Origin of the sequence: Acinetobacter sp. YH12108 (genome assembly GCF_013419055.1) — a bacterium.
In the GTDB taxonomy this organism is placed as follows: domain Bacteria; phylum Pseudomonadota; class Gammaproteobacteria; order Pseudomonadales; family Moraxellaceae; genus Acinetobacter.
This window is the reverse complement of record NZ_VPAW01000027.1, coordinates 1-12,456: the sequence shown is the minus strand read 5'-3', so window position 1 is coordinate 12,456 and position 12,456 is coordinate 1. Positions and strand designations below refer to the sequence as shown.

At 40.5% G+C, this 12,456-nt stretch carries 11 protein-coding genes; 1 reads left to right on the top strand and 10 read right to left on the bottom strand.

Translation table 11 applies throughout. The features are described from left to right. Positions 1-4: 4 nt before the first annotated feature. From FTU46_RS14045 to FTU46_RS14035, 3 genes are all read right to left on the bottom strand, one after another. A complete protein-coding gene (locus FTU46_RS14045) occupies positions 5-1,258 on the bottom strand; it encodes a hypothetical protein (RefSeq protein ID WP_171505611.1) in 1,254 nt (417 codons plus the stop codon). A 38-nt stretch (positions 1,259-1,296) separates the two neighbouring features. Next, a complete protein-coding gene (locus FTU46_RS14040) occupies positions 1,297-2,130 on the bottom strand; it encodes a C39 family peptidase (protein WP_180003094.1) in 834 nt (277 codons plus the stop codon). A gap of 190 nt (positions 2,131-2,320) precedes the next feature. Further along, the gene (locus FTU46_RS14035; protein ID WP_180105209.1) at positions 2,321-3,388 is read right to left on the bottom strand and encodes a DUF6160 family protein; all 1,068 of its coding nucleotides are present in this window, start codon (positions 3,386-3,388) and stop codon (positions 2,321-2,323) included. A 262-nt stretch (positions 3,389-3,650) separates the two neighbouring features. Between FTU46_RS14035 and FTU46_RS14030 the strand changes: the two genes are divergently transcribed. Next, the gene (locus FTU46_RS14030) at positions 3,651-4,982 is read left to right on the top strand and encodes an anthranilate synthase component I family protein (protein ID WP_180105208.1); all 1,332 of its coding nucleotides are present in this window, start codon (positions 3,651-3,653) and stop codon (positions 4,980-4,982) included. Between the two features lie 123 nt (positions 4,983-5,105). Here the strand turns inward: FTU46_RS14030 and hisC are convergent, their stop codons facing one another. From hisC to FTU46_RS13995, 7 genes are all read right to left on the bottom strand, one after another. Beyond that, positions 5,106-6,197, bottom strand: coding sequence for a histidinol-phosphate transaminase (gene hisC, locus FTU46_RS14025; RefSeq protein ID WP_180105207.1), 1,092 nt, complete (start codon positions 6,195-6,197; stop codon positions 5,106-5,108). A gap of 118 nt (positions 6,198-6,315) precedes the next feature. Beyond that, positions 6,316-7,617 carry a histidinol dehydrogenase gene (gene hisD / locus FTU46_RS14020; RefSeq protein WP_166139574.1) on the bottom strand — a complete coding sequence of 434 codons (1,302 nt, stop codon included), beginning with the start codon at positions 7,615-7,617 and terminating at the stop codon, positions 6,316-6,318. A gap of 187 nt (positions 7,618-7,804) precedes the next feature. Then, entirely contained in the window at positions 7,805-8,506 is a 702-nt protein-coding gene (gene hisG, locus FTU46_RS14015; RefSeq protein ID WP_005234128.1) for an ATP phosphoribosyltransferase, read from the bottom strand. After that, a complete protein-coding gene (gene murA, locus FTU46_RS14010) occupies positions 8,506-9,762 on the bottom strand; it encodes a UDP-N-acetylglucosamine 1-carboxyvinyltransferase (protein ID WP_180105206.1) in 1,257 nt (418 codons plus the stop codon). The genes hisG and murA overlap by 1 nt, the downstream gene beginning before the upstream one ends. A 7-nt stretch (positions 9,763-9,769) precedes the next feature. Further along, positions 9,770-10,021: a BolA family iron metabolism protein IbaG gene (gene ibaG / locus FTU46_RS14005; protein ID WP_004783413.1), complete on the bottom strand. Its 252-nt coding sequence runs from the start codon at positions 10,019-10,021 to the stop codon at positions 9,770-9,772. 135 nt (positions 10,022-10,156) lie between these two features. After that, positions 10,157-10,489: a ribosome hibernation-promoting factor, HPF/YfiA family gene (gene hpf / locus FTU46_RS14000; protein WP_004783414.1), complete on the bottom strand. Its 333-nt coding sequence runs from the start codon at positions 10,487-10,489 to the stop codon at positions 10,157-10,159. A gap of 185 nt (positions 10,490-10,674) precedes the next feature. Beyond that, on the bottom strand, positions 10,675-12,120 hold the full coding sequence (locus FTU46_RS13995) for an RNA polymerase factor sigma-54 (protein ID WP_159124272.1): 1,446 nt from the start codon (positions 12,118-12,120) through the stop codon (positions 10,675-10,677). Positions 12,121-12,456: the final 336 nt, after the last annotated feature.

Here is a 12,456-nt window from a genome sequence, read left to right as displayed (position 1 = left end):
CCTATTAACTGAATTTCTTACCGAAACCTAAAATATCAAGTGGGAATGAAAGTCCCAGTGAAACATCTGGTGCATCTTCGGTCAGCCCTAATCCGACCGTACCATTTACAATGGTTTCTGGGGATACACGCACTCCTAAAGAAATCGCAAAAGTCGAGCTAGTCTGATCAGCGGCTGAATAGCTTTCACCCGTGTGATACTTAAATTCGGCACCAGTATTAAAGCTTTGCTGATATGACATGGTCATGGAAACATCATAGTTAAATGAATAAGCGAAACCGAAAGCGAAACCACCACTAATTCCTGGTTCAAATTCTTCAATAATTCGTGTACCACGACGCTGATCTAAGCCAGATTCCTTAAACCCATAATTTGCAGAAACAGAGGCAAATAGTACCACTGGGTCAATATATTTACGTGTACTCGCCCCCACACCGGCTGAGTAATATCCCTTGCCTGCAGCCAGATCTTTTGCTGCATTAATTTCATATGGGCTATCACCTGTTTTAGTCGATAAATTAGCAAATAAAATAAGTGGTAAACGACCTGCTTTTAAAGGGAATGGCTCCCAACGTGCACCTAAACTAATATCCCCTAATCCTGCTGTAGAGGTATCTTTTAATAGATCTGTTTTAGCGACTAAAGGTAAAGAAGCTGTTAAGGTCAGGTTATCTTTCACCCCATACTGAAAAGTGAAAGTATTGGTCAAGCTATGTGTTGCATTTTCCTGAACACGGAGTTGATACAACTGGCCCTGTGCCATTTCCATATCGAGTTGTGTATCTCGATAATAGGTATAATCGATATCATAATAGGATGAAATCTCACCTTGTTTAATAAGTGAGTATTGACGCTCATTTGAAGTAAATACTTCTTCTAGACTCGCTTCCTGAGTAGCATCTCCTTCTTTTTTCTGTAAGGCTTGAGATGCATCTACTGCTTGAGTGGCTGGAGCTTCAACAGGTGCAGCTGTTTCAACAACAGCTTCTTCCTGAACTGTTTCATATCCTCCCAGTTCAGGCTCTGCTACAGCTTCCTCCTGAACTGTTTCATACCCCCCAAGTTCAGGTTCTTCTACAGCCTGAGTTGCTGCTGGTTCAGGCTGAATATCAACGGATGCGGCAGTCTCGACTACTTCTTCCTCAACCGTTTCATACTCACCCAGTTCAGGCTCATCCGCAGCCCATGCCACTCCCATGACCATCTGAATGCTGAGCGCCAAGAATGTCTTGTTCATCCATTTACTGTTCATATCCATTTCACCATTTTTAATTTTTCTATAGCCATCTTTTCGTTTTATTTATTCTTGTAATAAAGTCTGAGAAAATTATATTGATATTCCCCAAATTTTTCTGAATCTACATTACGGTTACGATCCATACGGATAGTCGATGCTTTATCGGCAATTTTATCCATATAGAACTGTGGATACTGCATATCAACTAAAGCATAACGGTTAATGGTTGCATCTTCGACATGACGCATATCCGACTCTTTTAATGCCAAAAAGTTTTTTCGATATTGTTCAGGGACATTAATTAAATATAAAGTATTGTTTTCCCAAATTTCCTTAAATCGCTGTTCATCAAAACTGATATTACCTAGCGCAGGATCTGCAACATACACCCGTCCATTTTTATAAGCTTTGTACACGACAAAATGTTTAAATCCTGCATAGGAAATAGGAACAATGGCGGGCTGCCCCTGTTTAACCAGATCTTCAAATTCTCCACGATAGCCACCACTTTCCAGACCTAAGGCAGCAACAAAACGTTTCATATCAAGAAGGGAAAAGCTACGACGTTCGATGATTTTATCCGTTTCACCAAATTTCATTAGGCCATTCATGACTTGCTGCTCATCCAGCCGGGTACCTACATAGCCATTTAATAAAGTCGTAAGTGCTGCCGAACCACAACTATAATCATAAGCCTGACGCACAATTCCCTGAAACTGGTCTAACAGTGCAGGTTTGACTTCCACATGTTCGCGGTGCATACGTACGAAAGAATCATTTCTTGAATCAAGAACTTCAGTATAGTGAACAGCGCCTGGTGGCTGTTTTTTAATATCCAGAGCTTCTTTGGCAGCGTAATACATCAATGCCGAGCCCAATGCAATCTCTAACATATTCTTTTACTTTTCTTATCATTGGCATGATGTGCCTAATTTTTCTTTTTATAGAGTCTTCACTCTACTTCCCTGTAACTAGAAAGATACCTTCTTTTTCAAAAAAATACAGTCTTTTTTTATTTTTTTAGATAGATGTTGTAGTCATAAAAAAAAGCGCGTGTAAACACGCGCTTTTTTAAGGTAAAAATTAGTGACCAGAAATGGTAATAATTGCACCTTTTGCATATTGGCCAGGTGCCGGGCTAAAGTAAGTTTGCAGACCTTGAATTTCCATATCACCAATTGATGCTGCATTTTGGCTACCTAGGTGAATACCTTTCACATAGTTATCATGTGCACCACTTGTACTCATAATACGAATGAAACCATCGTTTGCACTTGATTCGCCAAATACACTGATGCTTTGGTTCAATGTCAAATCTTTAGTACCAGCATCGGTTAACTTGATGCTTTCAATGAAGATTTCACCTGGGCCTGAAGTGGTTACACCGTCAGCAACTTGTCCACCAGTCGTTGAATTATCAAGAATACCCAAATCTGTAATTGTTAAGCCGCCAGTCATTGTTGCATTCAACTTAATCATTGCACCCTGTGGAGCAGCACCTAATTGAATATTGGCAGACATTGGACCTGTTTTAAGTGATAGGCCAGATAAAATCGCATTTTCCTTACCAGCACCACCACGGCGAATACTAGTAGCTGAAGCTAAACCACTTTCATAATCTGTAAGAGATGAAGCTGATCCTACAACCCCAATTTCACCGATGTTGATATCTAAGCCAGATACTTCAGCGGCAATGTTGATAAACGGGTTACCAGCACCAGCATCTGAGTCAATGGTTAAATCTGCAAGGTTACGTGAATCTAATAAATACGCACCATTGTCATCGTAGTTTGCACCAATCACGATACCATTAGCTGTTGTTCTTCCTTTACCATTTGCTTTGATATAGATCGCACCTGCTTCACCAGTACCACCCACAATACCATTAGCAGCCTCTCCAGGGCGAAGAACAACTCCATCATTATTATAAATTTCAATAACACCCGCTGTTGCAGTAGAATCTTCAGCTAAACCATCATTATCATGGATAAATAGTTTTTCAATTTCAATTTTTGAAATACCGATACCGATTTTCAAACCGTCCTGACCTGTAGTCGCGCTTAGAGATGCATCGTCCAGTGATTGCATCGCCATTGCGTTTGCACTAAAAGCAACTGAAGCAGCTAAAGCCAATTTTGTGAATTTTTTCATTGTTTACTCTCCCAAGAGTACTATTTTTTTTTGGTTGTGAATCACTCAGTGCCGACGTTGTGTTTTTTATTTTCTGACAACGCAAAGCATCTTTCCTTGAGTAATTTTGCTCGCCCACTTAACTTAACGTCGAGTCATATTTTGATCAACTGTCGTTGGTCGCAATATTGAGCTTACCGACAAACGGTATTTGATGATTTAGAAATATTTTTTCCTATTCTTGATATAAAATACCGGGTCATATCGAAATATGCGCTACTGAATGAACGAAGCTCCTTACCATTGTCCTTTAAGTTTTGCATCTCTTCAGCTTAAAGATCTATTGCATGCATTAAGCCCCTTAGATCACCTAATATATTTAAATAATAATGGGCAACCTTTTATTGCCTGCTGTGCACAGAAATATTTTATGGTGCAGGATGAACAAATTCAGGCATTTAAGAGAGTGGATATCGAGCAATATCAGGCTGATATAGCTGAACTCATCTTAGAGCTTGAGCAAACTCCAGATATTAAAACGAATGAATTTTCTGGGGGTTATGTCGGGTTTATTGGCTATGATTACGCTGCTCAACAGCACATCCAATACCCGGAGCGAGCTCAACCTGGCTTATTTATCGGTCAATTTGATTCTTATATCAAGTTCGAAGCTGATCAATGGGTATTTTATAGTCATGATCCGCAAGCAGCAGATATTTTCAATCATCTTCAAAATCTATTAAATCAAGCCTCCATAGCGCCTAAGTTTCAATTAAAAACTCTTTGTAGCCCACGTTGGGACAAATCTCGCTATGCACAGACATTCCAGGATATTCAGGATTATATTCTAGCCGGTGATTGTTACCAGATTAACTTAACCCAAGAATTTACAGCACTGGCTGAAGGTTCATTATTAGAAACTGCACATGCTTTCTGGACATTAACCAATGCGCCATATGCGGGCTATCTTCGTATTGGTGATTTTGAATTATTGAGCTGTTCACCTGAACTGTTTATTGATTTTGAAGCACATCGAAAAATTGTCACCAAACCGATTAAAGGTACCATGCCACGTTTTGCCGATCCGGTGCTTGATGAACAATCCAAACAACGCTTAAAAGACTCAAAGAAGGATCAGGCTGAAAATGTCATGATTGTAGATTTACTACGCAATGACCTCAGTGTTTATGCAGAAACAGGTTCAGTCAAGACACCTAAGTTATTCAATATTGAGTCATTTAACCAAGTACATCATATGGTTAGCGAAGTCGAAGCGACTTTAAAAGAAGGTGTGCATCCTTTTGAGGTATTGCTGTATGCACTTCCAGGTGGATCAATTACCGGTGCACCAAAGATTCGCGCCATGCAAATTATTGAAGAGTTAGAAGGTGCTCCACGTGGAGCGTATTGTGGTTCATTAGGTTATTTTAATTTTGATGGAACAGGAAGCTGGAATATTCTGATTCGCTCGATTCAGAAATATCAAGATGAGGTTTCACTTTGGGCTGGTGGCGGAATTACGATTTCTTCTGACTGTGATGCAGAATATCAGGAGTGTTTTGATAAAGTCGAGGCCATGCTGGATTTACTCAATACCTGGTATAAACCCGAATAAATAAAAAAGCGGCTCCATAGAGTCTTGAATCCCCCCTAACCCCTCTTTAACAAAGAGGGGGATTCTCTCTTTAAAAAGAAAAAGGTTCCCTCCTTTATCAAAGGAGGGTTAGGGTGGATTTAATTAAGCTAAAATATCATTCTTCAATGTATCCACTAAACGCTGATTTTGCTCATCTGTACCAATGGTAATACGTAAAAATTGATTGATACGAGGTTTATTAAAGTAACGTACGATAATGCCACGTTCCCGTAATTCAGCCGCTAACTCACCTGCATCTTTTGATGGTAGTGAAGCAAAAATAAAGTTCGCACTTGATGGCAAGACTTTGAAACCGAGCTCATTCAACTGATTAACCAGTTTTTCACGACTGGCAATGACTTTGGCATTTTGTGCTTCAAAGTATTCCTGATCTTCGAATGAAGCGACCGCAGCCGCAATCGCAAAACGATCCATTGGATAAGAGTTAAAGCTGTTTTTTACCGCTTCAAGTGCTGCAATTAAATGCGATTGGGCAATCGCAAAACCGACACGTAAGCCTGCTAAAGAGCGGGATTTTGAAGTCGTCTGACAGACTACTAGATTCTCATATTTATCAATCAAACTCACTGCTGATTCAGCACCAAAATCTACATAGGCTTCATCAATGACGACTACTGAATCTGGATTCGCTTGCAGGATTTCTTCAATGCCAGACAAACTAAGCGCAATACTGGTTGGCGCATTCGGATTGGTGATAATAATGCCGCCATTTGGCTGTTTATAATCATCTACCACAATTTCAAAATTTTCATTGAGTGGCAAGATTTTGGTTTTGACACCAAAGAACTGGCTATAAACCGGATAGAAGCTATAGGTAATATCTGGATAAAGCAGTGGCTGTTCCTGAATAAAGAAGGCTTTAAAAATATGTGCCAAGACTTCATCAGAACCATTGCCTACAAAGACATTTTCAACAGTAACATTTTGCTGTTTAGCTATGGCATATTTTAATTCAGATGCATCTGGATCTGGATAAAGACGTAAAACATCTGCGCCATTGGCTAAAACTTTTTGCACCGCTTCCACGACTTTCGGTGATGGTGGATACGGATTTTCATTGGTATTTAATTTTAAAAGGTTTTGAATTTTGGGCTGTTCGCCTGGAACGTAAGGCTCTAGCTCACGGACTTCAGGGCTCCAAAAACGCATTTGCTCTATTGTGATATTCGACATTTTCTATTCTCAAATTCCCTCTCCTTTTAGGAGAGGGTTAGGGAGAGGTCAAATAATTCCCCTTACCTAACCTCTCCCGAAGGGAAAGAAATATCTTTTATTTAATATAAGTATTTAATTACTGATAACGGTAGCGTGCTGAACGGGCATGCGCATCCAGATTTTCCTGCTGTGCCAGAACATCTGCAGTTTTCGCAAGGGTTTTCACACCATCTTCAGAACACATAATCAGGCTTGAACGTTTCTGGAAATCATACACACCCAGTGGTGATGAGAAACGTGCTGTACCAGATGTTGGTAATACATGGTTTGGACCTGCACAATAGTCACCAATCGCTTCAGGCGTATAACGTCCCATGAAGATCGCACCGGCATGGCGAATCTCTTCAGCCATTTCTTGAGCTTCATCCAAACACAGCATTAAATGTTCAGGTGCTACCTGGTTAATCAGCTCAATACCTTCAGCACGATCTTTCACAAGCACTAATGCACCACGATTGGCAATTGAAGTGCGGGCAATTTCTGCTTTTGGTAGAGCTAGCAAATGCTCTTCAATTGCTTGTTCTACTTCATTGAGAAGCTGTTCATCAGGCGTAATAAATACAGCTTGAGCAACAGTGTCATGCTCAGCTTGAGATAACAAATCCATCGCTAACCATTTGGCATTGTTCTGCCCTTCTGCATAGACCAGAATTTCTGAAGGACCAGCAATCATGTCGATACCGACCTGACCAAATACTGCACGTTTTGCCGCAGCCACAAAACGGTTACCTGGACCAGTGATTTTATCGACACGTGGAATGGTTTCTGTACCATAGGCCAATGCAGCAACCGCTTGTGCGCCACCAATGGTAAATACACGGTGTACGCCAGCCAGATAGGCAGCAGCCAAGACCAATGGATTCAGTTCACCATTTGGAGCAGGCACCACCATAACAATTTCACCTACACCTGCCACATGTGCAGGAACAGCATTCATTAACACCGAAGATGGATATGAAGCCAAGCCACCTGGAACATAGATCCCTACGCGATCCAAAGGCGTCACTTTCTGACCCAAGGTATTACCTAGAGCGTCGACATACGTCCAACCATCCTGTTTTTGTGCCTGATGGAATTCGCGAATACGGTTTGCAGCCAATTCTAAAGCTTCACGCACTTCAGTCGTTAAGCCTTCGAAAGCTGCTTTAAGTTGCTCTTGAGTCAGTTCCAAATCTGAAAATTGATGCGCTGGATGTCGATCGAACTGCTGAGTCAATTTAAGAACATGAGCATCACCATGCTGACGTACGTCAGCAATAATTTGGTCTACAGTTTTTAAAAGTTCAGGATCATTCACGGTTTCAAAAGCCAACAAGTCAGCAAACGCCTGCTTGAAGTTTTGATCTTGTGTCGATAAACGTCGCATCAATTTACCCATAAGGTTTGAATTCGAAGGCTTTAGTTTACCTGTTTTCAAAGACTTTGTCGGTAGCTAGAACAGACTTGTGCTATGAGTTTTATTGGAAATAGCTTTTGATAAAATTGATGAAAGCATTGAGCTTCTTATATTTATAATCAGCAATAAAAAACCGCCCAAAGTGGACGGTCTTTGATAAAGCTTAAATTTAAGCTTTTTTCGCCTGTTCGCGTGCTTCCACTGCTTGCTCAAGCTGAGCAAGAATCGGATTCAGTAATGCCTGCTTACGTTTAAAGCTGGCTTTGTTCACAATCAGACGTGAAGAGACTTTGCAGATTTCTTCAAGTGGTTCAAGACCATTGGCACGCAGTGTATTGCCTGTATCGACCACGTCAACAATGTAATCACCTAAACCCACCAATGGTGCAAGTTCCATTGAACCATAAAGCTTGATCACATCAACCTGTTCACCGAGGCTCGCGTAGTATTGACGGGTCAGATTCACGTATTTAGTCGCAATTTTTAAACGGCCTTTCGGACGCTCCATGCCGACTTTACCTGCTGTCATCAATTTGCAGTTGGCAATTTTAAGATCTAATGGTTCATAGACATTTTGCGCGCCATGTTCCATCAACACATCTTTACCTGCTACACCGATATCTGCCGCACCATTCTCAACATAAGTCGGCACATCAGAGGCACGTAAAATCAGGATACGCACCTGTTTATGCGTGGTTGGAAAAATCAGCTTACGTGATTTATCCGGATCTTCCAGCAGGTTAATCCCTGCTGTTTCAAGCAGAGGTAAAGTTTCTTTTAAGATACGGCCCTTGCTTAATGCTAACGTTAAACCATGATCAAAATTGCCCATTACGTCAAAGTTTGGATCATCGTTTCTCATATCACTCATTAACTTACTCGCTTAATTTGGGCACCTAAACCTTGTAACTTTGCTTCGACATCTTCATAACCGCGGTCAATATGATAAATACGGTCAATCAATGTTTCTCCTTCGGCTGCAAGTGCTGCAAGAACTAAAGAGAATGAAGCACGTAAATCTGTTGCCATCACAGGTGCTGCAGAAAGTTTTTCTACACCTGTTACGACAGCATCATTACCTTCGACCTGAATATTGGCTCCCATACGGGCCAATTCAGGAACATGCATAAAACGGTTTTCAAAAATCGTTTCAGAAATTGTGGCAAATCCACGACCAATAGCATTGACTGCCATCAATTGGGCTTGCATATCTGTTGGGAAATCTGGATGTGGCAAGGTACGGAAGCTCACCGCTTTCGGACGTTTGCCCATCATATCCAGTTCAATCCAGTCATCACCACGAGTGACTTCTGCACCCATTTCTTCAAACTTATCCAGTACAGCTTCCATTAAAGCTGGATCTGTATGTGTGGTTTTAACACGACCACCTGTAATAGCTGCAGCAGCCAGATAAGAACCAGTTTCAATACGGTCGGCCACTACTGCATATTCACAGCCATGCAGGCGTTCTACACCGGTAACCACTAGGGTATCGGTATCTAGACCTTCAATTTTCGCACCCATCTTAATCAGCATTTGGGCAAGATCAGTAATTTCAGGTTCGCGCGCCGCATTACGAATCGTGGTCACACCATCCGCCAATACTGCAGCCATCAGAATATTTTCAGTACCACCCACAGTCACCATATCAAAGACAACTTCACCGCCTTTCAGACGACCATCGACTTTAGCATGGACATAGCCGGCCTCAACCTCAATCTCGGCACCTAAAGCTTCTAGTGCTTTCAAATGCTGATCGACTGGACGAGAACCAATCGCACATCCACCTGGCAGGGATACTTTTGCACTACCGTAGCGCGCCAATAGAGGACCAAGCACCAAAATAGAAGCACGCATGGTTTTTACGAGTTCATAAGGTGCAAACTGGTTATCCAAAGTAGAGGTATCTGCAATAACTGTATCGCCTTCATAACTAATCGTGATCCCAAGACCTGCGATCAGCTTTACCAAGGTATTTACATCTTTTAGATTTGGAACATTTTTAAGTGTGATTGGCGTATCAGCAAGAATCATTGCTGCTAATAATGGAAGCGCTGCATTTTTTGCACCAGAAATACGCACTTCACCGTCGAGCTTAATACCGCCCTGAATTAAGAATTTATCCATTAATTGATTAAGCTCCAAATAAGCTTGCTTTACGCCATTCTTCTTTGGTCAATGCACGAATGGTCACAGCATGCACTGCACCACTGGCAATATGGGAATTGAGAGGAGCATAAACAGCTTGTTGACGTGCAACCGGACGTTTACCTTCAAACTGATCATCCACAATACGGAGATCGAATTTTCCGCCCTGACCACTCACAGCAACATCCGCCTCAGGAAAAGCGGCTTTTAAAATTTCAGCGAGCTGTTCATTATTCATCACAAGACCTCTTATAGGACTAAGGGTGTAAAACGAGTCATTTTACTATAAATGTAAAAAATAATTCATTAGTCACATACATTATATATATAAAAAAAGAGGCTTTTAAAAACCTCTTTTTCCCCATTTGGTCGCTTAAATGGCTAAACTCTGATGATTCAGCTGCATTTCGCGATATCGGTCAATCTGTTTTTTTAATTTTTCCGTCAAAATTTTAATTGAGGTATACATGTCATCAGCATTAGCATGGGCAAAAAACTCAATACCCGGTAAACGGACAATCGCTTCTGCGATATGGTTACTACTGCCTCTTTTTGAGCGCTTATCAATCTGATGATCTTTGGAAAGCTTAACCTGCATGCTGTTCACCTGATCCAGATGTTTGGTCATCTGTGAAAATTTCGTTTTTATAGTTTCTTCAATCGCTGGCGTAATTGATAAATGATGTCCACGAATTGTTATTTGCATAGTTCTATCCCTCACCTTCGTTAGGATCAGAAGAATCACAGTTAAAAATGAAAAGAATACAATAACTTGCTCAAGCAAAATCGTGATTTAAAGCATTTATTCAGATCATTTTTACCATTCCTCAAAAGAAAAAAAGATTCATTACGATGTCATAATGAATCTCTAGAATAATCAAATTTCAAAAACTAGATCAAGACTTTTCGCTCAGAAGAGGAAGGAATATGTAACGATTCACGATATTTCGCGACCGTACGTCGTGCCACATCAATCCCCTCTTCTTTCAAAAGATTGGCAATTGCATTGTCAGATAAAGGCTTACGTGCATTTTCTTCAGCAATCATTTTCTTAATTTTGGCACGGATTGCAGTAGATGAAGCCTCACCACCCGAAGTCGTTCCCACATGACTCGAGAAGAAGTATTTCAGTTCGAATAATCCACGTGGGGTCAGCATATATTTGTTAGTCGTTACACGAGATACAGTTGATTCATGTAGTTCCACTTCTTCAGCAATATCACGTAAAACCAGAGGCTTCATACCTTCAGGGCCAATTTCTAAAAAACTTTTCTGATGTTCAACAATACAGGTGGCTACTTTCAATAAAGTTTTATGACGTTCATCGATGCTTTTAATAAAGTTTTTCGCTTCCAGCATCTGATTACGCAAATATTGATTATCTTCGCTCTGATCAGCACGACGAATCATATTGGTATAAAAAGAATTCAGTCTTAACTTTGGCATCACATCAGGGTTTAACGTCACCTGCCAGCAGTCATTCTTTTTCATTACCACGACATCGGGGATCTGATAATCAGATTCCTTACTTTCAAACTCCAGTCCCGGATATGGTTTAAGAGTTTTTAGCAAATCAACCGCACAGCGTAATTGTTCCTGATTTAAACCAGTTTGCTTAATGAGTTTTGGTAATTCATTGGTAATCAGCAGCTCATAATGTTGCAGCAATTTAACCGCATCATTACGACAAGGGGTATTAACTGGTAGGCTATCCAGCTGAATCAATAAACACTCAGCTAGATTTCTGGAACCTACTCCAATCGGATCAAGACGCTGAATATGCTTAAGAACAACGAGTACTTCATCCTCTTCGATTTCTTCCTCATAATCCATGGAAGATAAAAGATGTTGTACTGATGCAGTAATTTCGGAAATTTCTGCATCCAGAAAACCCTTTTCATCTAGAGAATCAATAATGCAGTATGCAATCAGCTGATCAATGCGAGAAAAGTGCAGCAGATTAACCTGCTCGAGCATATATTCTTGTAAGCTTTGCTGGCTTTGACGATTGTCTTCGCGCTCTTCGAACTCTGCTGCACCCAGACTTGTCGGTTGATGAGTATAGACATCATCCCAGTCGGTATCTACAGGTAGATCGTCCGGAAGATGGTCTGCATTGAGTTCATTGGTTAAATCCTTTTGACTCGCATCAACAGTAGAAAGACTTTCAACACTGATTTGCTCTTCAACTTTTTCTAACAAAGGATTACTATCAAGTTGTAGCTGGATTTCTTGCTCTAGTTCCAGACTGGATAATTGTAATAAGCGGATTGCTTGTTGTAACTGTGGAGTTAATGACAGCGAGTTGGCAATTCGTAATCCCACTGATAATTTCATATGACCCCCTAATAAAAATCTCGTTTTATAAGCAATTTTCATGCCGTTTTAACTTTTATAACATAGTTTGATAAAAAAACACACAAAACTATAATGATTTCATGAACTTTAACGTCATTCTTATATAATTTTTTAAGCATTATTAATCACTTATTTTTATTAAACAGTAATTAATCTATTTGTAAATTAATATAATTTGACTTAATTTTTTAAACCCCACGCATAAAAAAAGCCCCCTGCGTGAGCAGAGGGCTTTTGGAATAATGAGCTGGCGATGACTTACTCTCACATGGGAGACCCCACACTACCATCAGCGCTAAGAGGTTTCACTTCTGA

What these genes read in the sequence shown, in the direction of transcription:
- FTU46_RS14045 (WP_171505611.1), bottom strand. Translation starts at nt 1,258, where the DNA reads ATGGATATGAACAGTAAATGGATGAACAAGACATTCTTGGCGCTCAGC.
- FTU46_RS14040 (WP_180003094.1), bottom strand. Translation starts at nt 2,130, where the DNA reads ATGTTAGAGATTGCATTGGGCTCGGCATTGATGTATTACGCTGCCAAA.
- FTU46_RS14035 (WP_180105209.1), bottom strand. Translation starts at nt 3,388, where the DNA reads ATGAAAAAATTCACAAAATTGGCTTTAGCTGCTTCAGTTGCTTTTAGT.
- FTU46_RS14030 (WP_180105208.1), top strand. Translation starts at nt 3,651, where the DNA reads ATGAACGAAGCTCCTTACCATTGTCCTTTAAGTTTTGCATCTCTTCAG.
- hisC (WP_180105207.1), bottom strand. Translation starts at nt 6,197, where the DNA reads ATGTCGAATATCACAATAGAGCAAATGCGTTTTTGGAGCCCTGAAGTC.
- hisD (WP_166139574.1), bottom strand. Translation starts at nt 7,617, where the DNA reads ATGGGTAAATTGATGCGACGTTTATCGACACAAGATCAAAACTTCAAG.
- hisG (WP_005234128.1), bottom strand. Translation starts at nt 8,506, where the DNA reads ATGAGTGATATGAGAAACGATGATCCAAACTTTGACGTAATGGGCAAT.
- murA (WP_180105206.1), bottom strand. Translation starts at nt 9,762, where the DNA reads ATGGATAAATTCTTAATTCAGGGCGGTATTAAGCTCGACGGTGAAGTG.
- ibaG (WP_004783413.1), bottom strand. Translation starts at nt 10,021, where the DNA reads ATGAATAATGAACAGCTCGCTGAAATTTTAAAAGCCGCTTTTCCTGAG.
- hpf (WP_004783414.1), bottom strand. Translation starts at nt 10,489, where the DNA reads ATGCAAATAACAATTCGTGGACATCATTTATCAATTACGCCAGCGATT.
- FTU46_RS13995 (WP_159124272.1), bottom strand. Translation starts at nt 12,120, where the DNA reads ATGAAATTATCAGTGGGATTACGAATTGCCAACTCGCTGTCATTAACT.